Here is a 23,123-nt window from a genome sequence, read left to right on the forward strand (position 1 = left end):
AGATTATTCAAACTTGGCGGCAATCGGCATCTGCCGCCCGGTGCCGAAGGCGCGGGCGCGCAGACGGATGATGGGCGGGGCCTGGCGCCGCTTGTATTCATTGCGCGCAATCATGCCCCGGATGCGCTCTATCATCGCGTGGTTTTCGGCTTCCTTGCGCAACGCATCGACGAAGCTGGCCGCTTTTTCATACTCCCCAGGCGCCAGCCGCCGCCCCTCGATCAGCAGCTTGAGCACCTCGTCGAGCACCGGATACGGCGGCAGGCTGTCCACATCCTTCTGGCCGGGCGCCAGTTCCGCGGAAGGCGCCTTGCCGATGATGGCCTGGGGAATGAGTTCCTTGCCTGCCGTTTCGTTGAGGTGGCGCGACAGGGCAAACACCTCCGTCTTGTACAGGTCGCCGATCAGTCCCAGGCCGCCGTTGGTGTCGCCGTAGAGCGTGCAGTAGCCCACCGACAGCTCGGACTTGTTGCCGGTGGTCAGCAGCAGATGGCCCAAGCTGTTCGAGTATTCCATCAGCACCGTTCCGCGCGCCCGCGCCTGCAGGTTTTCCAGGGCGATGCCCTGCAGCGGCTGGCCGAAGGCGGCTTTAAAACCGCTGGAGAATTCCGCTACCAGGCCGTTGATGGGATGGCGCAGGAGTTCGACGCCCAGATTCCGGCACAGCAATTCAGAATCATCGACCGAGCCGGCCGACGAGAATTCCGAGGGCATGGTGATGGCTACCACATTGGCCGGGCCGAGGGCTTCGACGGCCAGCGCCAGCGTCAGCGCCGAATCAATGCCGCCCGATGAGCCGATCACCGCGCGGCTGAAACCGCAGCGGCGCGCATAGTCGCGCAGGCCCAGCACGATCTGGCGCCGGTAGAACGCCATGAGGGGCAAGCCCTCCACCGGCACCTTTGCCGGGCGGTCGCCGGCCAGCGTCAGAAAGCGGCCATTGTCAAAACGCAGCGTGCTGACCTCTTCCACAAAGCGCCCGGCCTCATGGACCACGCCGGCCCGAGGCTCCACGGCAAAGGACGCGCCTTCATACACCAGCTGGTCATGCCCGCCCACCTGGTTGACATACAGGATCGGCAGCTGGTTGCGCCGGCTGGCGGCGCTGAATACCTGGTGGCGCTGTTCGCGCTTGCCGGTATTGGACGGGCTGGCGTTGATCGAAATCACCAGGTCAGGCGCGGCGTCGCGCAGGCGCTCGAAAGGATTGACCGCATAGTCCAGCCCGTGGTCGTTCCAGCCGTCCTCGCAGATCAGAAAACCCGCCTGCACGCCCCGGATGCGCAGCACCTTGGCCACGTCCTGGCCGGGCTCGAAATGCCGCCGCTCGTCGAAGATGTTGTAGGTGGGCAGCAGCTGCTTGGCGTATTCGAGCAGCACCTCGCCGCCCTGGATGACGCGCAGGGCGTTGATCAGCTTCTTGCCCGGCGCATCGCAGCGCGCCGGCAGGCCGACCACCCAGTGCAGGCCGGGTATCTGGCGCGAAGCGAGCAAAAGATCCGCGAAGGCCGCATCGACCCGTTCCATGAAGCCGTCCTCGTCCAGCAGGTCGCCGGGATAGTAAGCCGTCAGGGCCATTTCAGAAAACACCACGATGTCGGATTCATCGGCCCAGGCGCTGCGGGCGGCCGCGACCATTTTGGCGACGTTGCCGGCCAGATCGCCAATCGTGAAGTTCAGTTGCGCGACGGTGATTTTGAGCATGGGAAGCGCCTTCTCAGACAGCTGACGGGACATTGAACACCTGCCGCAGATAGGCAAGGAAGGTCTCGTTGTCGCACAGGGTCTTGCCGGGGCTGTCGGACAGCTTGGCCACCGGCCGGTCATTGCAGCCGGTCAGCTTCATCACGATGTTCAGCGGTGTCAGCCCCATGTCGTTGGTCAGATTCGTGCCGATGCCAAAGCCGGTCTGGGTCCGGTTGGCAAAGGCGCGGTACAGCCCGAGCGCGGCGGGAATATCCAGCCCGTCCGAGAACACCAGGCGCTTGTTGTGCGGGTCCACCCGCAGTTTGGCGTAGTGGGCCAGGGCTTTTTCGCCCCAGACAAACGGGTCGCCCGAATCATGGCGCAGGCCGTCGAACAGCTTGGCGAAGTAGAGGTCGAAATCGGCCAGAAAGGCGTCCATGCCGACGACATCGGTCAGCGCCACGCCCAAGTCGCCCCGGTACTCCTGCACCCAGTCTTCCAGCGCGGCCCGCTGGAAGTCGCGCAGCGTCATGCCCAGCGCCTGGTAGGTCTGCAGGTACTCGTGGGCCATGGTGCCAATCGGCACGAGGTCCAGCGTTTTGGCCAGCAGGACATTGGACGTGCCCTTGAAATAGTCTGGCAGCTCCCGCTGCAGCGTGCCGACCACCTCGGTCTGCCAGTCGCGCGAGAACCGGCGCCGCACCCCGAAATCGAAAAACTCGAACGGATGGCGCAGGGCCGGCTCCTTGCCGAAGTCCCGCAGCAGCGCGATCTTGTCCCGCAGGCGCTGGCGGCCCTGCGCCAGCGCGGCCGGCTGGTCGAAGCGGCGGAAATACAGCTCGTTGACGATGGACAGCACAAAGATTTCAAACGCCATCACATGCACCTGGGGGCCGGTCGCCTGAATGACCAGCGACTGGCCGTCGGCCCGCGCCGAGATGAACTCGCGCTGGAACTGGAAAATCCGCAAAAAATCGGCAAAGTCGCTTTTGATGAAGCGCAGCCCGCGCAGGTAGCGCAATTCCTCGGGCTGAAAGCGCAGGCTGCAGAGGTGGTCGAGTTGCTCGTTGACCTCGGGCAGCAGATCGGCCAGCGGATAGCCCGGCTGGTTGCGGCAGACAAAGCTGTACTCGGCCTGCGTCTGCGGATGGCGGTGCAGCATGGTTTGCCACATCGTGAACTTGTACAGGTCGGTGTCCAGCAGGCTTTGAATGATGGCTTGCATCAGGGGTTCTCCGTGGGTGAATTCGGGCGCCGCTCAGGCGTTGTTTAACAGGGCGGGAAGTATTTCGGCGCTGGTTGCCAGCCGCACGCCGCGACTGGCCATATCCGCCAGAAAAGCCTGATGCTGCGCCTCGAAGCCGCCGACAGGGCTCATGCAGTCGGTCAGCAGCACCACCTTGCCGGGCTGGCCGGAAGGCAGGTGGTCGATCAGGTGTTCGGTCGTCGCTCTCACGCAGTGGCTGCTGGCCTCGCCGGCAATGATGATCTGGTCGGCGCGGTCCAGTTCGGCGATGAACGCCCGGTTGAGCTGGGTGGCGGCATCGCCCGCGTCGGGAACCTCGGCCTGCAGGGCGCTGTAGTGCTCGGTCCAGGGATTGCTGCCCTTGCTGATTTTTTGCACCACGGCGAGATGCTGGTCTTCCCAGCGGTTGCAGGCCGCCTTGACGGCCGGGTGGATGGTGTAGCCCCAGCTGCCGATTTCGCAATGCACCGGCCAGACCATCAGGGTGTAGCGGCCGCGCTGCTCCAGCGCATCCAGGTAGGCCAGCGCCCTGGGCCGCATGGCCGGGTCTTTGGGAACATAGCGGCCATCGCGCACCTGGGCCGCCCTGATCGGCGTGAACGGGTTGACGCTGCCGCCCACGCCGGTTTGCCAGAAGGTCGGATGCGCGATGTCAAAGCGGTGGTGCGAGTCCAGCGTCAGCGCGATGGCCGAGATGCCGGCCGCGCCTTCGCGGATCAGCCCGGCCAGGCGCAGCATGTCTTCATGCGCGCCAGCGACAGGCAGCGCCGGAGCAAGCGCCCGCCCACTCAAGGGGTCGAGCGGGCGCCAGTCGGCGGGCAAGTCGCAAAAGTCGTTTTGCGGGTCGATGAGGAGAAGCTGGATGTTTTTCTTCATAAGGCGGCGGGCTGGCATGGCGGTTGTTCCTTGAAGTGGCTGAATTAGGTTGCACTGAACAACCTTTGCATGGGTTGTATAATACAACCTTACTCGAATTGATTCAACCGGAACGCAAAAAAATGATGGCCACCAGGGATATTCCAGATTTTGAAAGGCCGCTGACCACGGTCGATGTGGTGATCTTCACCGTGCTGGACGGCCAGTTGCAGGTCTTGCTGGTCAGGCGCCCTGACGGGCCGGAAGAGCCTTTTCCGAATGCCTGGGCCTTGCCGGGCGGCTTTGTCGATGTCCGGCTGGATGACTCACTCGAAAGCTGCGCCCGGCGCAAGCTGCTCGACAAGACGGGGGTGCAAAGCCCCTACCTGGAGCAGCTGGGCAGCTGGGGAAGCAAGAGCCGCGACCCGCGCGGCTGGTCCGCCACGCATGCCTACTTTGCCCTGCTGCCTGCCGATGCCGTGCAGCTGAAGCAGGAGGAAGGCAAATTCGCCCAATGGCACCCCGTCAATGAACCGCCGCCCGGCCAGCCGCTGGCCTTCGACCATGCCGACATCCTGCAGGCCGCGCTGGAGCGCCTCCGGAGCAAGGTCGAATACACCTCCCTGCCGGCCTTTTTGCTGCCCGAGCCCTTCACCCTGCCTCAGTTGCAAAAGGTGTATGAAATCGTGCTGGGCCGCCCGGTGGACAAGAGCGGCTTTCGCACCCGCGCCCTGGCGGCCGGTTTTCTGGACGAGCAGGGGTTGCTGGATGTCGGCTCGCCCCGGCCGGCGATGGGCTACCGCCTGAAGGACAGGGCGGCGGCGGTGTATTTCCCGAGGCCTTTCAGCCCCAGGAGCAGTTAAAACCCGGCTGAAGCGCTAGAACCGGCGCGGCCATGGGGCGATACACTTTGCCCCAAGAGCCTCGCGGGAGGCTCAGGACCGTACCTTTTTTTATGACAAATTCAAACCTCACCCCAGCCACCTCCGCCGACACTGCGTGGATGGAAACCGAAGCCTTCGACGAACTCGACGCCATCCTGGACGACCTGCGCAGCCGCTACGACGAAACGCCGCAGTGGGAATTCTGCGAAGGCTTCATGGCCGCCGTGATCTGCTCGCGCCGCCCGATTCCTGACTACGAATACCTGGGCGTGCTGCTCGGCCTGCCGGTCGAGGGCGAGGAGCCCGACGAAGACAGCGGCTCGTTCGCCAGCGACGAACAGCGCGAACGCTTTCTCGCGCTCTGGAACCAGCGCTGGAACGAAGTTGAAACCGCGCTTGATGCCGAAGTCGATTCGCTCGAAGACGACGCCTGCTACCACCCCGAAGTGATGGACATTCGCGGCGTGGTGGCCGACATGCCGCCCGAGGAACAGGCCGCGTTTGCGAAAGCAGACCTGCCCGCGTTCGCGCAGGTGTGGGCGCTGGGCTTCATGTTCGCGGTCGAAAGCTGGTCCGACGAATGGGCCGCCCCGCGCGACAAGGACGCCGCCAAATGGCTGGACGGCGCGCTGCAGGCCATCGTCGCCATGACCGAGGACGACGCCGCCGCGCCCGAAGTCTCGCCGCTGAGCGAGGAAGGCACGCCCAGCACCAGCATCGCCCGGCTCAATGCGTTCGGCGAAGCCATCTGGGCGGTGTACGACCTGCGCGAACTGTGGAAGACCATGGGGCCGAAGGTCGAGACCATCCGCAGGGAAGCCACGCCGGGGCGCAATGACCCTTGCTCTTGCGGGAGTGGGAAGAAGTACAAGAAGTGCTGCGGGGCGTGAAGCTAGCCTGAGGCGCGCAGCCAGCGAACGAGCGCGAAGGCTGCGCCGGCCACGTAAAGCGCGCCGAAGACGGTCTTGTTGTGCCGGGCCAGCCAAAGCGGCAGGTAGATGTCGAAGTTGTCCCGGCGGTCATCGGTATAGCGCCCCGCCCAACCGGTGAGCGGGCAGCGCATTTTGTTCAATCCCAGAATCGCCACTTCAACGAACACGATGGCTGTCAGCCAAGCGGCGGCGCGGTGTTCGCCCAGCCAGGACGCCACGGGAATCGCGATGATGCAGCCAGCGAAGAAGGCCCAGACGAGGGTGTGGGCGGCTTTGATGGCGGTTAGGGCGCAAGAACGAATTTCGGTGGGACGTTGTGGTTGCATGGCGGTACACAGAGCCGCTTAATGTTTGAGTTCAGCGACCGCCAAAACCAGTCCGTTAGGGAACAATGGTTAGGCCTCATAGGGCCTACATGAAAATTGCAGCCAATTGGATTGAAAGAACTGTGCCGTAGGCGATGACAGCTTGAAAAGGCGAACGATAAATTGTGTGCCAAGGCGAAGGCTCTTTGCGGCGAACGAAAAAATTAACTATGCCTGTGCCAATCAAAAGAGCCACGGAAAGGAAATATGGCAAGAGCAGAGACAAGGCACTAGAAACCGTAGCTGACGCTGACACTGCAGCGACTGATGCGGTAATCACCATAGCGGTGAGAGCCCCAAAAGTCCAAAGAGAAATATCACCAGCAACACGCCGAACAACACCGCCCAATTTTCCTAGCAACGACTCCTGTCCGAAGTCGTTGGAACACAGTACTTCGAGGTCTTTTAACATCATTGCGAGCACACAGAGTGCAGCCCCGAAGGATCCGAACGTGTTTACAAGTGGTGCCACTGAGTCAGTTAACTGGCTGAAATACCAAATAGCTGGAATACCTCGTCGCACTAATGCAAAGTAGGTAGCAAGGCTAGAAACAGACGCTACTAAGGCAAACCTGTAGACGATATCTCGATACAGCCGATCCTTCAGCCAATCGTCAAAAAATGTTTTTTCGGTCGCCATTCTTTTGAGGTCTAACGTAATGTGTGCCGTAAACCCTGCGGTACATATCGGCGACTGCGGTTTAATCTGGACACGAGAACCTCCTGGAACTGGCTTGTCTGATAGGTTTAATGACAGATGGACTGCGCCACTATAGCCCCAAGCGCCGCCTGAAGGCTCAAGCCACGTTTTCAGCATATTTTAAGGCTATTACGCAATAAGGACGGGCGTACACAGCTATCAAATTAGTAGCTCATCGCCCTGATCTGCCGGTCATGCCACCCCCGCAACACCGTCACCGCCACCATCGCCCCGAGCAGCGCCCAGAACATGTCCGACTGCGTATCCCACACATCGCCCTGCGTTCCCAGGAAGTCGGTGGCGCCACTGCCCGCAGCCAGTGCCACGCCCCACTCGATCAGTTCATACACGGCGCTGATCGCCATCGCCACGCACACCGACAGGAACGCCGCCATGCCCCGGCTGCTTACATAGCCGCGCTGCAATAAGACCTCACGCGCCACCATCGCCGGCACCAGCCCCTGCATGAAGTGACCGATCTTGTCGTAGGGGTTGCGCGCCAGGTGCAGCGCGTCCTGCAGCCAGAAACCCAGCGGCACGCGCGCGTAGGTGTAGGCGCCGCCCAGGATCAGCACCAACATGTGCAGCGCAATCAACGCGTAGAGCAGCGTCGTCAGCGGATAGCGCCGCCAAGTCGCCCCCAGCACGGGCGCGGCAATTAGCACGGGCGCCACTTCGAGCAGCCAGGTCGCGCGGTCATGCGGCGACACGCCAGATGCCACCAGCGCGGCCAGCACCAAGAGGCCCAGACCGGCCAGCAGCCGGGCGCGCGCTGCTTCTGTCATGGCGCTGCGCACCGTCAAGCCCTGCGCTTGGCCAGGTATTTGTCCAGATTGGCCGCCGCCTGCTGTTTGACCTGGTTGCGAAAAAACGGTGTCCAGCCCAGCACCACGCCGGGAATGCCCAGCGCCTGGCGTGACCAGCCCCAGAAATCGAAGCGGTCGCGGTGCCGGGTGATCAGCCCCGCGTCATTGAATTCAAACACGCCGTCGATGACGTTGTGCACCTTGCGCCCCGAGGCGCTGAAACGGTAGTCGGCTTCCCAGTGCGCCTTGCCGGTTTTGTCGTCGGCCTCGATGCCGCTGTACACCAGCTTCCAGGCGTCGCGGTTTTTGGCCTGCGTGGCCTCGCACAGCATGCGCCACATGCCGCTGACCTGCTCATGACCGCGCAGTGAAAACACCTCGTCGTCGAACTGCGCGTCTGGCGCATAGCAGTCGGCCATGGCATCGGCATCAAGGCGCGCGAAGGCGGCGTAAAAATGGTCGAGCCGGGTCTGGTTGGGGTGCATCTGGGTTCCTTGGGCGGGCGGTTGTTAAGGCAAAAAGGCGGCGACAGCGCCTGCGAACTTATACCAGTCCATGCGCCTGAAATAGAAACGGCCGCACATCAAACGGCCATTGACCTGACGCAAGATTTTGCGGCCGCCGTGCGGCATGCTATTGCCATGAACAACGCTACAAATTCCACCCCCGGCTTTCTCCTTGCACCCACGCGCTTTGTGTTCTTCACCGGCAAGGGCGGCGTCGGCAAGACCTCGCTGTCCACCGCCACGGCGATTGCGCTGGCCGACGCGGGCCGGCGTGTGCTCTTGGTCAGCACCGACGCGGCGTCGAATCTCGACGAAATGCTGGGCATGCCGATGTCCAACCAGCCCGCGCAAGTGCCCGGCGTGCCGCGCCTGCGCATGCTCAACATCGACCCGGACGCCGCCGCCGAGGCCTACCGGCTGCGCGTGCTGGCGCAACTCGAAGCCAGCGCCAGCGACGCCGAGCGCAAGACCGTGCGCGAGCAGTTGTCAGGCGCCTGCACCACCGAGATCGCCGCGTTCGACGAATTCGCCGCGCTGCTGGCCGGCGAAGGCGATGGCGCGGACAGCGGCTACGACCACGTCATCTTCGACACCGCGCCGACCGGCCACACGCTGCGCCTGCTCAGCCTGCCCAAGGCGTGGAGCGGCTTTCTGGCCGGCAACGACCGGGGCGCCTCGTGCCTGGGTCCGCATTCGGGCCTGAAGATGCAGGAGGCGCGCTTCAACGCCGCGCTGGCCGCGCTGAGCGATGCGCGGCTCACGACCGTCGTCCTCGTCACCCGGCCCGACCCGCGCCCGATGCAGGAGGCGGCGCGCACCGCCGAAGAGCTGCGCACGCTGGGTCTTTCCAACCAGCGTCTGGTCATCAACGGCGTGTTCCATGCCGCTCGCCCCGACGACCCGACCGCCCGCGCCCTCGAAGCGCTGGGCATCGAGGCCATCGCGCAGATGCCCGATGCGCTGGCCCGCCTGCCGCGCGACGAAGTGCCGCTGCGCGCCTTCGACACCGTGGGCTTGAGCGCCCTGCGCGCGCTGCTGGGCGGCGGGACGATTCCGGCAAGCGCGCCGGTTGCGCTGGCCGCCGCCGAGTTGCCAGCCGAGCCCTTGAGCCGGCTGGCCGATGAACTCGCCGCCATGGGGCACGGGCTGATCATGGTCATGGGCAAGGGCGGCGTCGGCAAGACCACGATTGCCAGCGCGCTGGCCGTGGGCCTGGTGCAGCGCGGCCACAGCGTTCACCTGACCACCACCGACCCGGCCGCGCATGTGGCCAAAACGCTGAACGGCAGCCTGCCGAACCTGAAGGTCGGCCGCATCGACCCCAAGGCCGAGACCGAAGCCTACATTGCCAAGATCATGGCGACGCGCGGCAAGGCGCTTGATGACCAAGGCCGGGCGCTGCTGCTCGAAGACCTGCAGTCGCCCTGCACCGAGGAAGTCGCCGTGTTCCACGCCTTCAGCCGCGTGGTGAACGAGGCGCGCAGCGCTTTCGTGGTGCTGGACACCGCGCCCACCGGCCACAGCCTGCTGCTGATGGACGCCACCGGCGCCTACCACCGGCAGATGCTGCAGCAGTATGAAAGCAGTTCCAACGCCATGCACCTCATCACCCCGCTGATGCGGCTGCAGGATGCGGCCATGACGCACGTCATTTTGGTGACGCTGCCCGAAGTCACGCCGGTCAGCCAGGCCGCCGCGCTGCAGGACGATTTGCGCCGCGCGAAGATCGAGCCCTGGGCCTGGGTCATCAACAAAAGCATCGCCGCCACCGGCACGAGCGACCCGCTGCTGCAGGCCCGGCTGGCCGGCGAGCACCGCCAGGCGGCGCGGATTGCCGGCGGGCTGGCGCGCCGGACCTTCGTGCTGCCGTGGCTGCCTGAGTCGCCGGTGGGGGTGAAGGCGCTGGGCGCGCTGGCCGCAGCCAATCCTGTTTAGGATGTAAAAAGTAATAACTTCCCGTTCGTCATTCCCGCGAAGGCGGGAATCCAGCAACACGGGTTGAATGTTCAAACGAGTCTGGATACCCGCCTTCGCAGGTATGACGGGAGTTTTTGATTGGGCGAGCGGTTGACAAGCCTGGACAGGGCGGTGATGCAGCCGGTGGTGACGGCGCAGGTAAAAGGTTGCGCAGGACTCCCCCCAATCAAGCATCCATATCGATATTCATGAACGAAACTCCCCCCAATTGCGGTCGGACTCCCGCCAATTAGCCACAAGCTCCCCCCAATCGGGACGCCGAGAAGCGTCAGTCCCGCTTTTTAACGCCCATGGTGAAGGAACGTCTGCTGGAACTGCGCCCCCCGACGTTCGAAATCGGCCCGATCAGGCCTATCGCACGGCTGCAGCCAATACGCTATAAAAAATATAGCTGCCTGCGCCCGCACAGCATGCGCAAAAGCCAGATTTAGTCTAAAAATCCCAGATTCAGGCGCTGGAGCCCGCCTAAAATCCAGCCCAACAGGGAACCCCATGAGCCAACTCCTCATCAACGACTATCTCAAGCAGCTCGACATCATCCGGCGCGTCAGCGGCAGCGCCCGCGAAACCATTGTGCGAGAGGCGTTCAAGGACTTGCTCAAGGCCTGGGGCAAGCAGCAAGGGCTGATCTTCCTGGCCGAATACCCGCTCAAGACCGCCACCAAAACCAACATCGCCGTCGATGGCGCGCTGCTGCACGAGTTACGCATGCCGCTGGGTTACTGGGAAGCCAAGGACGCCGATGACGACCTGGACGCGGAAGTCGCCAAAAAATTCCGCAAGGGCTACCCGCAGGACAACATCATCTTCAGCGATGACGCGCTGGCCGTGCTGTGGCAGAACCGGCGGGAAGTGCTGCGCTGTGACATGACCGACACCGAAGCGCTGGGTCAACTGCTGAAACTCTTTTTCAGCTTCGAGCGGCCCGAGATCGCCGGCTTTCGCGCCGCCGTCGAGCAGTTCAAGACCGACCTTCCGGCCGTGCTTGAGGCTCTGAGGAAAATGATCGAGCGCGCCCACGACGCCAACGCCAGCTTTCGCCAAGCCGAGGAAAAATTCCTGCTCCACGCGCAGGAAGCCATCAACCCGGCGCTGAACGAGGCGGACGTGCGCGAGATGCTGATCCAGCACATCCTGACCGAGGAAATCTTCTCCAAGGTGTTTGACGACTCCGACTTTCACCAGCACAACAACGTCGCCCGTGAGCTGTATGCGCTCGAAGGCGCGTTTTTTACCGGCGCGCTGAAACGGCAGACACTGAAGGGGCTGGAGCCCTACTACGCCGCGATTCGCGCCGCCGCCGCGCAGATTTCCAGCCACGGCGAAAAGCAGACCTTTTTGAAGGTCATCTACGAGAACTTCTACAAGGTCTATAACGCCAAGGCCGCCGACCGGCTGGGCGTGGTCTATACGCCCAATGAGCTCGTGCGCTTCATGATCGACGGCGCCGACTGGCTGTGCGAAAAGCACTTCAAGAAAAATTTGATCGACAAGGGTGTGGACATCCTCGACCCGGCCACCGGCACGGGCACCTTCATTTGCGAACTGCTAGAGCACTTTCGCGGCCAGCCCAGGAAGCTCGAACACAAATACCGGCACGAGCTGCACGCCAACGAAGTCGCCATCCTGCCGTATTACGTGGCCAACCTGAACATCGAGGCGACGTTTGCCGCCCTGAGCGGCCGCTACGAGGAGTTTCCCAGCCTGTGCTTTGTCGATACGCTGGACAACGTGGGCCTGCACACCGCCGCCAGGGGCGTGAACGCCGACCTGTTCGGCAGCGTGAGCGAGGAAAACGTCGCCCGCATCAAGCGCCAGAACAGCAAGCGCATCAGCGTCGTCATCGGCAACCCGCCCTACAACGCCAACCAGGCGAATGAAAACGACAACAACAAAAACCGCACCTACCAGAGCATTGATGCGCGCATCAAGCAGACCTACATCGCCGAGAGCACGGCGCAGAAAACCAAGCTCTACGACATGTACGCCCGCTTTTTTCGCTGGGCCAGCGACCGGCTCGACGAAAACGGCATCCTGGCCTTTGTCACCAACCGCAGCTTTATCGAGAGTCGCACGTTTGATGGTTTTCGGAAAACGGTGGCGCAGGAGTTTGCCGATATCTACGTGGTGGACCTGGGCGGCGACGTGCGCGCAAACCCCAAGCTCAGCGGCACGAAGCACAACGTCTTCGGCATCCAGACCGGCGTGGCGATCAGCTTCATGGTCAAGCGAACCAGCAGCGCGAAGGACAAGCGGCCCGCCCGCGTGCATTACATTCGCCGCCCCGAGCTGGAAACCGCCGAGGAAAAGCTCGGTTTCCTGGCCAGTCACCCGATGCGCGGGCTGGACTTCGACGAGGTGCAGCCGGACAAGACGGGCAACTGGGTGAATTTGACGAGCAACGATTTCGAGACGCTGCTGCCGCTGGCCAGCAAGGCGACCAAGGCGGCAAAGTCGGCGGCGGGGGAAGGGGCGATTTTTAAGCAGTTCGGTTTTGGAGTGTCCACCAATCGGGATGAATGGATCTACGGCGACTCGCAAGAGTTGCTGGCGCGAAAGATGGATTTTTTCGTGACACGATTCAATGCTGAGAAGTCCGCCGGCACGAATACAGAAATTAAGTGGTCAAGAAATCTCAAGCGGCGCCACGAGCAGGGCAAGCGCGAGCCATTTGACCGTGAGCGCATCACGAAAGCCGCATACCGCCCCTTCTATAAGACCTATCTCTATGACTCGCGCCTATTCATTGATGAACTTGGGATTCGCGAGAGTTTGCGGTCGGGCGATACGAGTCATTGGGGCAGCATCGTTGTTACGGACCCAACAGCGCAAAAGCCGTGGCTCGCGTGCGCAGTCGCTGGCATTCCCGACCTGCATTTCGTCGGTGCAGCAGCAGGCGGCGTATGTCTGCCGTTCGCCTCCACAGCGGACGGACACGTAACAGACAACATCACCGACTGGGCGCTCAAGCAATTCACCACCCACTACGCCTACCAAGCCGCCCGCCCCATCACTAAGGAAGCCATCTTTCACTACTGCTACGCCGTGCTGCACGACCCGGTTTACCGCGAAAAGTACGCACAAAACTTGAAGCGCGAGTTTCCGCGCATTCCGCTGTACGGCACATTCCCTAACGACTTCTGGCAATGGGTCGGCTGTGGCTCAGTGCTGATGGCGCTGCACATCGACTATGAAACCATTCCGCCGTTTGCCCTGACGCGCACCGACGAACCCGACGCCAAGGCCCGCGCCGCCGGTCTGCCGCCCAAGGCCCTGCTGCGCGCCGACATGGCAGCCGGCAGCATCGCGCTCGACACCGAAACCACGCTGCGCGGCATTCCGCCCCAAGCCTGGAACTACAAGTTGGGCAACCGCAGCGCGCTCGACTGGGTGCTGGACCAGTACAAGGAAAAAAAGCCCAAAGACCCGACCATCCGCGAGAAGTTCGACACCTACCGCTTTGCCGACTACAAGGACAAGGTGATAGCCCTGTTGATGCGCGTGACCACCGTGAGCGTGGAAACCGTCAGGGTCATGGACGACATGAAGGCGCTCAAGCGCTAGCGCGAAGCGGCTGACGCAGGACTGAAATCACCAGTTGTTCGCCATTCGCGAATGGCGAACAACTGGCTGGAATGCCGGTCTTGCCGGTCAATAACCAGCGCCACCACGGTTGAATTGAAGAGAGAAGCAAGACATGCAGTTACGTGAAAAGCCAGGCCTGCCCAGCGCCTTGATCGGGCTGGCCGTGCGCCTGCCCTGGTGGCTGGGGCTGGCGCTGGCCGTGATCAGCTATGCAGGCCTGCACCATCTGGCGCAAAAGCCGATGCCGGCGGCCCTGCAACCGGGGCAGATGGGCAGCTTCCTGCTGTCGGCGGCAACGCACGGGCTGGCGCTGGCCGGCCAGTACCTGCTGCCCGTGTTTTTCGCAGTAGGCGCGCTGGTCTCGGCCTTCAGGCGGGGCAAGGCCGTGCGGCTTTATTCCGCCGCCACCACGCGCGCCGACGCCCTGGGCCGCATGAGCTGGCAGGAATTTGAAATCCTGGTCGGTGAGTATTTCCGCCGCCAGGGCTTTGGCGTGCTGGACAACGGCGGCGGCGGCGCCGATGGCGGCGTGGACGTGGTGCTGCACAAAACCAGCGGCAAGGGCAAAGGCAGCTACCTGGTGCAATGCAAGCACTGGCGCGCGCTGCGCGTGGGCGTGCAGCCGGTGCGCGAGCTGTACGGCGTGATGGCCGCCCATGGCGCGGCGGGCGGCTTTGTCGTCACCTCGGGCGATTTCACCGAAGAGGCGGTGCGCTTTGCCGACGGCCTGGCGCTGACGCTGATCAATGGCAAAACGCTGATGCGCGACATCCAGGCGCACAAGGCCAGCGGCCCGGCAGGCCTGTCAGCGCCCGATTGCCCGCTGTGCGGCGCGGCCATGGTGCTGCGCCAGGCGCGCAGCGGCGCCACGGCGGGCAAGCAGTTCTGGGGCTGCAGCCGCTATGCGCAAGACCGCTGCCGGGGCACGCGCGAGGTCGATTGAAGCGCGCCGGGCAACCCTGTTTACTATAAAAACAGTAGCTGCCTGCGCAGTCAGGCTGTGCGCAAAAGGCTTTTTTGGTTTAAAAAACCGGGCCGGCGCAGCAGCAAACGGCCAGACACGGAATAATGCACGGCTTGCGTGCCTTGACGCATGCATGCCCTCTTCAAACCCACCCCACAGGAAAACCATGCCCACCTACCACGTCGAAATGCTCGAAGGCCGCACGCTGGAACAAAAGAAAAAGCTGGTCGAAGCCATCACCCGCGTGAGCGTCGAAGTGCTGGGCGGCCAGCCAGATTCGGTCGATGTCCTGATCACCGACATCAAGCGCGAGAACTGGGCCACCGGCGGCAAGCTCTGGACCGAACCGAGAGACTGAAGCCCGCGCCCGGACCGCCCCCTTGACCACCCCGCCCGACTCGCCGGTTTCCGCCGCCGCATCGTCCTTCCCCGCGCTGAAGGCGCGCTTCGGCCCGCGCTACCGCTGGCTGCTGCTGCTGGCGGTGATGGTCGGCACCATGGCCTCGATCATGTCGTCCACCATCATCAACGTGGCGATTCCCGACATGAGCCAGCATTTCGTGCTGGGCCAGGGCCGCGCACAGTGGGTCAGCTCGGGCTTCATGGTCGCCATGACGGTGTCGATGCTGACCACGCCGTGGCTGCTGGCGCGCTATGGCTACCGCAACACCTATGCCAGCTGCATGCTGCTCTTGATGGCCGGCGGCATCGTCGGCGGGCTGGCCGGCAACTTTGGCCTGGTGCTGGCCGCGCGCGTGGCCGAGGGGCTGGCGGCCGGCGTGGTGCAGCCGATTGCGGCCATCATTATCATGCGCGCCTTCGGGCCGCACGAGCAGGGCCGGGCCAGCGGCCTGTTCGGCATGGGCGTGGTGCTGGCGCCAGCCGTCGGCCCGAGCATTGGCGGCGTGCTGGTCGATCTGTTCGGCTGGCGCTCGATTTTCTTCATGGTGGTGCCGCTGTGCCTGCTGTCGCTGTGGATGGCCTACCGCTATGTGCCCGACGCCGCGCCCGGCGGCGTCGTGGCCGACCGCAACAGCAAGATGATCGACTGGCGCGGCCTGCTGCTGGCATCCGTCGGCACGCTGTGCCTGCTCAACGGCATGGTCACGCTGCACGGCCAGGGCAGCGACCCGCTTCAGGCGGGGGTCTTGCTGGGCGCGGCGCTGGCGGCTCTGGCCCTGTTCATCGCCTGGCAGCGCCGCATGCTGGCTACCGGCCGCGAGCCGCTGATGAACCTGGCGCTGTTTGGCTACCGGCAGTTCGCCATGGGCAGCGTGGTCGCCTTCATCTACGGCACGGCGCTGTTCGGCTCGACCTACCTGCTGCCGGTGTACATGCAGCTGGGCCTGAATTTGTCGGCCTCGCACGCCGGCACGGTCTTGCTGCCCGCCGGCCTGGTGCTGGCCGTCACGATTGCCGGCGTGGGCCGGCTGGCCGACAGGCAGCCGACCTGGCTGCTGGTGTGCATCGGCCTGGGCCTGCTGGCGGCGTCGTTTTCGCTGATGCTGACGCTCACGCTGAGTTCGGCGCTCTGGCTGCTGGCGCTGTGGGCGACGCTGGGGCGCATCGGGCTGGGGTTTATCCTGCCTTCGCTCAACCTCGGCGCGGTGCGGCCGCTGCACAAGGACCTGATCTCGCAGGGCGTGAGCGCCATCAGTTTCATGCGCATGCTGGGCGGCGCCATCGGCGTGAGCCTGTGCGGTATCGTGCTCGAATGGCGGCTGGCCGCGCATGGCGATTCGCTGGCCAATGCGGCCAGCAGCCCGGCGCGGCTGGCCGCTTTCAACGAATCGTTTTTGATGCTGGCCGCGCTGTGCGTGCTGGCCATGATGGCGGCTTCGCAGCTTCGCGAACCCGCCTCATCTTCAAGGAATTGACATGTGCCAGCTGCTCGGGATGAACTGCAACGCGCCCACCGACGTGACCTTCAGCTTTCGCGGCTTCGCACAGCGCGGCGGCCACACCGACACCCATGCCGATGGCTGGGGCATCGCTTTTTTCGAGGGCGACAGCACGGTGGACGGCGCGGGCCATGACAAGGGCCTGCGGCATTTCGTCGATCACCTGCCGGCCTGCGAGTCGCCGGTGGCCGACCTGATCCGCCGCTACCCGATCAAGAGCCGCAACGTGATTGCGCACATCCGCAAGGCCACGCAGGGCCGGGTGGCGCTGGAAAACTGCCACCCGTTCGTGCGCGAGCTGTGGGGCCGCTACTGGGTGTTCGCGCACAACGGCAACCTGGCGGCTTATTCGCCGCGCCTGCACGGCAGCTTTCGCCCGGTCGGCGACACCGACAGCGAACGCGCTTTTTGCTGGATCATGCAGGAGCTGGCCAAGTCGCATGCGGACGTGCCGAGCATCAAGGAACTCAGCATCACGCTGCGCGAGCTGGCGGCGCAGATTGCCCGGCACGGCACCTTCAATTTTTTGCTGAGCAACGGCCAGGCGCTGTGGGCGCATGCCTCGACCAACCTGGTGTACGTGGAGCGCCGCCACCCGTTCGCCCACGCCACGCTGAGCGACGAGGACGTGAGCGTGAACTTTGAAGAGCACACCCAGCCAACCGACCGCATCGCCGTGGTCGTGACCGCGCCGCTGACGACCAACGAGGCCTGGACGGCCTTCAAGCCCGGCGAACTCAAGGTGTTCGTGGATGGTGCGCTGGCCGACGCCTGACGCGGCAACGGCCCGCAAAATCGGGGAAATGGGCCGTTTTTCTACCCATAAATGGGTAGTCCACACAATTTGTATGGAATTGTCACGTAACTTACTCCCTTGTATTGAGCCGCAATAAACCCATAATTACAGTAAATAACATGTAGTTACTATTAGCTCATCAGCAAACTTGAGGGCCACCTAAACTCGCGGCCATGCCCACCCATACACCTACTTACACCCCCCTCCATGGCCATCGCACAGGCTCCCGCCTGGCCACCACGATGCGCTGCACCACCTTGCTCGTCGCGATGGCAGGCGCCTTCACGGCCCATGGCCGCACCCTGACTGTCATTGGCGACACGCAGCCCGCAGGCAGCAGCTGGCAAGACAGGTCCGCCACGGAATCCGGCTCCACCAGGACATGGCAACGGAGAAAACACACAAACACACAAACGCCAACAACGCCTACGCCAACGCCTACGCCAACGCCAACGCCTACGCCTACGCCTACGCCAACTCCAACTCCAACTCCAACTCCAACTCCAACTCCGACTCCAACCCCAACCCCAACCCCAACCCCAACAGTACCGGCACCAACCCCGGCAACGACTTCCAGCCGAGGCTTCCCCACAGCCGGTCCGTGGGCGTCCTTCTATGGGTCGGCGGACAGCATCGATCTGCCCAAAATGGCGGCGACGTACCGCATCCTGGACATTGATGCCGACCCGGACATGGGCAACTTCAGCGTCAGCCAGATCAAGACGCTCAAGAACGGCGGCGCCAACAAGGTGTTGAGCTACCTGAACCTGGGCTCGTGCGAAAACTTCCGTGGCTACTGGTCCAACGTGCCGGCCGGATTCCTCTCATGCTCGGCCAACAAGGCGGCGCAATTGGGTACCTACTCGGGCTACAGCAACGAGGTCTGGATGAATGTCGGCAATGCCGCTTACCAAAACCTGGTCATCAACTACATCGTGCCCCGGCTCGCCGCCCAGGGCGTGGATGGTTTTTACTTCGACAACATGGAAATCGTCGAGCACGGAACGAACACCAGCAACGGCCCGTGCGACGCCCAGTGCAGCCAGGGCGGCCTCGACCTGATCGCCAAGCTGCGCGACAAGTACCCTTCGATGCTGTTTGTGCTGCAGAACGCGACCAGCGACAAGACGCGCCTCGGCCGGGCAACTGGTGCATCCGGCACGGTGGCCTTCCCGAGCCTGCTCGACGGCATCGCGCACGAGGAGGTTTACAAGCCCGTCCATGACTCGTCCGTCGAAGCCGAACTGGTCAGTTGGTCGGGCATGAACCTGATGCCGGGCGGCCGGAAGTTCTGGATCGGAACGCTCGATTACGCCAGCAGCTGCACCAACACCAGCGCAGCCCAGTCGGCCTTCCAGTCCAGCCGTGCGCGCGGCTTCTCGCCTTCAGTCTCCGACTCCAGCGCGGGACAGCAGACCGTGTGCTACTGGCCTGCCTTTTAATCGCCTGACGCTTGCCCCTTAAAGGCCAGCGCTGACCGCCTGCTCCAGCGCGTCGATGAACATCGCCGCCACGTCAAAGCCCATCTGGTCGTGGATTTCCTGGAAGCAGGTCGGGCTGGTGACGTTGATCTCGGTCACGTAGTCGCCGATCACGTCCACGCCGGCCAGCAGCAGGCCGCGCGCGGCCAGGATCGGCCCCAGCGCCTCGGCGATTTCAAGGTCGCGCTTTGACAGCGGCTGCGCCACGCCCAGTCCGCCGGCGGCCAGGTTGCCACGCACCTCGCTGCCCTGGGGAATGCGCGCCAGGCTGAAAGGCACCGGCTTGCCGCCGATGACCAGCACGCGCTTGTCGCCCTTGACGATTTCGGGCAAAAACTTCTGCACCATCAGGCTTTGCGCGCCGTGGCGGTTCAGCGTCTCGGTGATCGAGCCCAGGTTCAGACCGTCGGGTCCGACGCGGAAGATGCCCATGCCGCCCATGCCGTCGAGCGGCTTGAGGATGATGTCCTGGTGCTCGGCATGAAAGCGCTTGATGTCCTCGGCGTCGCGCGTCACCAGCGTCGGACCGATGAACTGCGGGAATTCCATGATGGCGAGCTTTTCGGGGTGGTCGCGCAGCGCGCGCGGCTTGTTGAACACCCGGGCGCCCTCGCGCTCGCCTTGTTCGAGCAGGTGCGTGGCGTAGAAATATTCGCTGTCGAACGGCGGGTCTTTTCGCATCAGCACCGCGCCGAATTCCTTCAGCGCCACCGCGCGCGTGGCTGTCTCTTTGAACCAGTCTGTGGCATCGCCGGTCAGCGTGATGTCGCGCACATGGGCCATCACGGCCGAGCCGCGCTGCCACATCAAGTCCTGCTGCTCGCAGGCGCTGATGCGGTGGCCGCGCCGCTGCGCCTCGCGCATCATGGCAAAGGTGGTGTCCTTGTAAATCTTGAAGGACTCAAGCGGATCGGCGATAAAAAGGAGGTTCATGGCTGGTTGGGGTGACCTGGCGGTCTGGGTTGTGGGCGCCGGCCCGGACAGGGGCGCTTGGCGTTGCTGGCCGTATTGTTGTCCAAACAGCGCCAGCGCGCCGGCCAGCAGCGCCGCACAGCCCATGCCCAGCACATCTTAAAACTATCAAAACGATAGCTGTCCATGCATGATGGTATTGCGAAAAAGGCATATTCAAGCAGTATTTTTTAACTGCTCAGGTGTCTCTGTGATTCCCGTCGTTCCCGCGCAGGCGGGAACCCAGTTGGGGTACACACGGGGGTGATTGATCTGCTCTGGATACCCGCCTTCGCGGGTATGACGGTGGTTTTGATAAAGCGCCGGGTGACGCGTGCCAGCGCCGGCTTTGGGTCCGCGTAACATAAGCTAACATTCCTCACAGATTGTCAGAGCGACCTTGTTTGGGCTGCCTTGCTGGATGCATTGGATTCAAATCCAGCCTGACGAGCCGCTTCACTTTTTTCAACCTTTTTCCTTGCCACCCATGGAACTCAGCGCTGAATCCGTCCTTGCCCTGGCGCCCGACGCCGCCTCGGCCAAAGCCGCCAACGGGCTGGTCAAGCCGGCGCAGTGGCCTACGCTTGGGGCCAACCCTGCCGCCGTCTGGGGCGAATGCCAGGGCAGCGGCAGCCGGCCCTACCAGACGCAGGTCGATCTGTCGGGGCCGACCTTCAAATGCTCCTGCCCGAGCCGCAAGTTTCCCTGCAAGCACGGCCTGGCGCTGCTGCTGCTGCGGGCCAGGGATGCGTCGCTGTTCAAGCTTGATACGCCGCCGGCCTGGGTGTCCGAATGGCTGGGCGCGCGCACCGAGCGGGTGCAGAAAAAGGAAGACAAGCAGCGCGAGCAGGCCCTCAAGCCGGTGGACACGCAGGCCGCGCTCAAGAGCCTGCAGCAGCGCTGGTCGCGCATCGACGCCGGCGTGGGCGAGCTGCGGCAGTGGCTGCTCGACCAGGTCGCGCGCGGGCTGGGCAGCCTCGGACCCGAAAGCCGCGCAGGCTGGGAAACCATGGCCGCCCGGCTGGTCGATGCCAAGGCGCCCGGCCTGGCGCAGCGGCTGGGCAGCGCGGCCGGCAGCCTGATGGATGGTGCCGGCTGGCCCGAAAAGGTGCTGCGCCAGCTCGGCCTGCTGCAACTGGCCTGCGAGGCGGTGGCCCGGCGCGACGCGTTGAATGAAGAGGCCATCGCCGATTTGCGCATCCTGCTCGGCTGGCCGCTGGACAAGGACGCGGTGCTGGCGCAGTCGCCCGGCGTGCAGGACAGCTGGCTGGTAGTGGGCGTGATCCAGGAAGAACGCGACAACAACCTGCAGGAGCGCCGCGTCTGGCTGCACGGCCAGCGCACCGGCAGGCGCGCCCTGCTGCTCGACCATGCGTTTGGCGGCAAGGGTTTCGAGCAGGCCTGGTTCTGCGGCTCCAGCCAGCCGGCCACGCTGGCGTTTTACCCGAGCGCCGCGCCCTTGCGCGCGCTGGTCGCCAGCGGCGGCACGGCGGCGTCTGCAGCCAGCGAGCCCGGCGCATCAGGCTCCACCCCCGACGAGGAATGGCGCGCCATCGCCGAGCGCATCGCCAGCAACCCGTGGGTGCCGCTGCATCCGCTGCGCTGCCAGCAGGCGATTCCGTGTCGCGACGGCGACGACCGCTTTGGCCTGCACTGGGCCGGCCGCTACCTGCCGCTGGAGATCACCGAGGCGCAGGGCTGGGCGCTGCTGGCCCTGAGCGGCGGCCAGCCCGTGTCGGTGATGGGCGAATGGAACGGCGACATGCTGCGCCCGCTGTCGGCGCAAGGCAGCGACGGCATCTGGAACTGGAGCGCCTTGTCAACTACCCCGCCCTAAAGGGCGGAGCTTAAGGAGAAATCCAAAAAGCCAGGTTGAAACAGGGAAAGCGGTAACCAGCCCGCTACGTTAGTAATTGGTCGTTCAGACGCACCAGCAAATGCTTCCTCAGTTTGCTGCTCTGCAAGGCTTTAATCATGCAGACCAAAGGTAAAGGGTCGAAGGTTTTAGTCGCTGCCCTCAAAAGCAGGAGCCGGTTGCTGACATTCCCGAGGGGAGATTTGCCAAAAGGCTTACGTCACAAGGCCCGTAAGGGCAGAAGGTTTTGAAATGGCAGTATTTGTTTTGGATAGAGGTGGCAGGCCACTGATGCCCTGCACCGAAAAGCGGGCCAGACTGCTACTGAAACATGGTCGCGCCCGAGTACACAAGATGTTGCCGTTCACCATTCGCGTGGTTGACCGTTTTGCTGAATCCAGCGAGTTTCAGGCCCTGCGCATCAAGCTTGACCCCGGCAGCAAGACCACCGGCATTGCACTGGTGCGTGAAGCGCAAGGTGGCGCAGTGGTTGTACTCAACCTGTTTGAGCTGGCGCACCGTGGCCGCCAAATCAGTGAAGCACTCACTGCCAGACGCGGGCATCGCAGGCTGCGCCGTGGAAAACTTCGCTACCGTGCGCCTAGGTTTCTCAATCGAGGCAACAAGGGAAAAGGCTGGCTGGCGTCAAGCCTGCAACACCGGGTCGATACGACGCTGGCATGGGTCAATCGTTTGGAACAACTCGCGCCCGTCTCTGCGATCAGTACCGAACTGGTGCGCTTTGACATGCAGGCTTTGGAAAATCCTGAAATTGAAGGTGCGCAGTACCAACAAGGAACGCTGGTCGGCTACGAGGTGCGTGAGTACCTGCTTGAGAAATGGGGCCGCACTTGCGCCTACTGCGGCGCCAAGGGTGTGCCGTTGCAGATCGAGCATATCCAGCCCAAGTCCAAGGGTGGTTCAAACCGCATCAGCAATCTGACGCTGGCTTGTCAATGCTGCAACGCAAAAAAGGCGGCTTTGCCGGTTGAAGTTTTTTTAGCCAAGCAGCCCGAGCGTTTGAAGCGTATTCAGGCCCAAGCCAAGCGGCCACTCAAGGATGCCGCTGTCGTCAATGCAACTCGCTGGGCGTTGGTCAACGCACTCAAGGCGACGGGTCTTGCAGTTGAAACAGCATCTGGCGGTAGAACAAAGTTCAATCGAATCGAGTTGGGACTCCCTAAAACCCATGCGCTCGATGCTGCCTGTGTCGGCGATGTGAACGCAATTACCGGCTGGCAGAAGCCGACGCTGTGCATCAAGGCCATGGGGCGCGGCAGTTACCAGCGCACACGGCTGGACAAGTTTGGCTGCGTGCGGGGCTACCTGACCCGCTCTAAAAACATTCAAGGCTTCCAGACTGGCGACAGGGTGAAAGCGATAGTCACCCAGGGAAAGAAGACGGGTTGCCATATCGGACGGGTGGCTGTCAGAGCTTCTGGCAGTTTCAATATCCAGACCAGCAATGGTTTGGTTCAAGGGATATCCCACCGCTATTGCACCGTAGTGCAGCGCGGCGACGGCTACGGTTATCAACTGGTGGCAAAAACGGACGTGACAGGTACGCCACCGCAGCAAGGAACACTTCGTGTTCCGCGCTCTACCTCCCCGGCCTGAAGGCCGAGGTTTCACG

At 63.3% G+C, this 23,123-nt stretch carries 20 protein-coding genes; 12 read left to right on the forward strand and 8 right to left on the reverse strand.

Annotated elements, in window-relative coordinates:
* Window positions 1-3: 3 nt before the first annotated feature.
* Genes ABLV49_RS18695 through ABLV49_RS18705 form a run of 3 tightly spaced genes read right to left on the reverse strand, consistent with a single transcriptional unit; the run spans window position 4 to window position 3,808 of the window.
* On the reverse strand, window positions 4-1,704 hold the full coding sequence (locus ABLV49_RS18695; RefSeq protein WP_349278814.1) for an NAD+ synthase: 1,701 nt from the start codon (window positions 1,702-1,704) through the stop codon (window positions 4-6).
* A gap of 13 nt (window positions 1,705-1,717) precedes the next feature.
* Window positions 1,718-2,911: a nicotinate phosphoribosyltransferase gene (gene pncB / locus ABLV49_RS18700; protein ID WP_349278816.1), complete on the reverse strand. Its 1,194-nt coding sequence runs from the start codon at window positions 2,909-2,911 to the stop codon at window positions 1,718-1,720.
* 33 nt (window positions 2,912-2,944) lie between these two features.
* Window positions 2,945-3,808 (reverse strand): cysteine hydrolase family protein, encoded by an 864-nt coding sequence (locus tag ABLV49_RS18705; RefSeq protein ID WP_349281789.1) that lies wholly within the window; start codon window positions 3,806-3,808, stop codon window positions 2,945-2,947.
* A gap of 122 nt (window positions 3,809-3,930) precedes the next feature.
* On the opposite strand from ABLV49_RS18705, the gene ABLV49_RS18710 reads away from it, so the two are divergent.
* Window positions 3,931-4,650, forward strand: a complete 720-nt coding sequence (locus ABLV49_RS18710) for an NUDIX hydrolase (protein ID WP_349278818.1) — start codon at window positions 3,931-3,933, stop codon at window positions 4,648-4,650.
* Between the two features lie 92 nt (window positions 4,651-4,742).
* Entirely contained in the window at window positions 4,743-5,561 is an 819-nt protein-coding gene (locus tag ABLV49_RS18715) for a UPF0149 family protein (protein WP_349278820.1), read from the forward strand.
* 2 nt (window positions 5,562-5,563) lie between these two features.
* On the opposite strand, the gene ABLV49_RS18720 is transcribed toward ABLV49_RS18715, so the two are convergent.
* The 4 genes from ABLV49_RS18720 to ABLV49_RS18735 form a co-directional block, all read right to left on the reverse strand.
* The gene (locus tag ABLV49_RS18720) at window positions 5,564-5,929 is read right to left on the reverse strand and encodes a hypothetical protein (protein WP_349278822.1); all 366 of its coding nucleotides are present in this window, start codon (window positions 5,927-5,929) and stop codon (window positions 5,564-5,566) included.
* 85 nt (window positions 5,930-6,014) lie between these two features.
* Complete coding sequence (locus ABLV49_RS18725) at window positions 6,015-6,608, reverse strand: hypothetical protein (protein WP_349278824.1); 594 nt, start codon at window positions 6,606-6,608, stop codon at window positions 6,015-6,017.
* A 224-nt stretch (window positions 6,609-6,832) separates the two neighbouring features.
* On the reverse strand, window positions 6,833-7,453 hold the full coding sequence (locus ABLV49_RS18730) for a DUF2238 domain-containing protein (protein ID WP_349278826.1): 621 nt from the start codon (window positions 7,451-7,453) through the stop codon (window positions 6,833-6,835).
* 14 nt (window positions 7,454-7,467) lie between these two features.
* Window positions 7,468-7,959 carry a nuclear transport factor 2 family protein gene (locus ABLV49_RS18735; protein ID WP_349278828.1) on the reverse strand — a complete coding sequence of 164 codons (492 nt, stop codon included), beginning with the start codon at window positions 7,957-7,959 and terminating at the stop codon, window positions 7,468-7,470.
* A 156-nt stretch (window positions 7,960-8,115) separates the two neighbouring features.
* Here ABLV49_RS18735 and arsA point away from each other — a divergent pair, with 156 nt between their 5' ends.
* The 8 genes from arsA to ABLV49_RS18775 all read left to right on the forward strand — a co-directional run bounded on the left by arsA (window position 8,116) and on the right by ABLV49_RS18775 (window position 18,645).
* Window positions 8,116-9,915 carry an arsenical pump-driving ATPase gene (gene arsA, locus ABLV49_RS18740; RefSeq protein WP_349278830.1) on the forward strand — a complete coding sequence of 600 codons (1,800 nt, stop codon included), beginning with the start codon at window positions 8,116-8,118 and terminating at the stop codon, window positions 9,913-9,915.
* 534 nt (window positions 9,916-10,449) lie between these two features.
* On the forward strand, window positions 10,450-13,521 hold the full coding sequence (locus ABLV49_RS18745; RefSeq protein ID WP_349278832.1) for a type ISP restriction/modification enzyme: 3,072 nt from the start codon (window positions 10,450-10,452) through the stop codon (window positions 13,519-13,521).
* Between the two features lie 133 nt (window positions 13,522-13,654).
* Window positions 13,655-14,485, forward strand: coding sequence for a restriction endonuclease (locus ABLV49_RS18750; protein WP_349278834.1), 831 nt, complete (start codon window positions 13,655-13,657; stop codon window positions 14,483-14,485).
* A 187-nt stretch (window positions 14,486-14,672) separates the two neighbouring features.
* Complete coding sequence (locus tag ABLV49_RS18755) at window positions 14,673-14,864, forward strand: 4-oxalocrotonate tautomerase (protein WP_011803095.1); 192 nt, start codon at window positions 14,673-14,675, stop codon at window positions 14,862-14,864.
* A gap of 22 nt (window positions 14,865-14,886) precedes the next feature.
* Window positions 14,887-16,383 (forward strand): DHA2 family efflux MFS transporter permease subunit, encoded by a 1,497-nt coding sequence (locus ABLV49_RS18760; protein WP_349278837.1) that lies wholly within the window; start codon window positions 14,887-14,889, stop codon window positions 16,381-16,383.
* 1 nt (window position 16,384) lies between these two features.
* Window positions 16,385-17,182 (forward strand): class II glutamine amidotransferase, encoded by a 798-nt coding sequence (locus ABLV49_RS18765; protein ID WP_349278839.1) that lies wholly within the window; start codon window positions 16,385-16,387, stop codon window positions 17,180-17,182.
* 403 nt (window positions 17,183-17,585) lie between these two features.
* Entirely contained in the window at window positions 17,586-17,882 is a 297-nt protein-coding gene (locus tag ABLV49_RS18770) for a hypothetical protein (RefSeq protein WP_349278841.1), read from the forward strand.
* Window positions 17,851-18,645 (forward strand): endo alpha-1,4 polygalactosaminidase, encoded by a 795-nt coding sequence (locus ABLV49_RS18775; protein WP_349278843.1) that lies wholly within the window; start codon window positions 17,851-17,853, stop codon window positions 18,643-18,645. The genes ABLV49_RS18770 and ABLV49_RS18775 overlap by 32 nt, the downstream gene beginning before the upstream one ends.
* 18 nt (window positions 18,646-18,663) lie before the next feature.
* Here the strand turns inward: ABLV49_RS18775 and gshB are convergent, their stop codons facing one another.
* Window positions 18,664-19,617: a glutathione synthase gene (gene gshB / locus ABLV49_RS18780; protein ID WP_349278847.1), complete on the reverse strand. Its 954-nt coding sequence runs from the start codon at window positions 19,615-19,617 to the stop codon at window positions 18,664-18,666.
* 505 nt (window positions 19,618-20,122) lie between these two features.
* Here gshB and ABLV49_RS18785 point away from each other — a divergent pair.
* The gene (locus tag ABLV49_RS18785) at window positions 20,123-21,472 is read left to right on the forward strand and encodes an SWIM zinc finger family protein (protein WP_349278849.1); all 1,350 of its coding nucleotides are present in this window, start codon (window positions 20,123-20,125) and stop codon (window positions 21,470-21,472) included.
* A gap of 309 nt (window positions 21,473-21,781) precedes the next feature.
* On the forward strand, window positions 21,782-23,107 hold the full coding sequence (iscB, locus tag ABLV49_RS18790) for an RNA-guided endonuclease IscB (RefSeq protein ID WP_349281791.1): 1,326 nt from the start codon (window positions 21,782-21,784) through the stop codon (window positions 23,105-23,107).
* Window positions 23,108-23,123: the final 16 nt, after the last annotated feature.

Source organism: Polaromonas hydrogenivorans (genome assembly GCF_040105105.1).
GTDB lineage: Bacteria > Pseudomonadota > Gammaproteobacteria > Burkholderiales > Burkholderiaceae_C > Polaromonas > Polaromonas hydrogenivorans.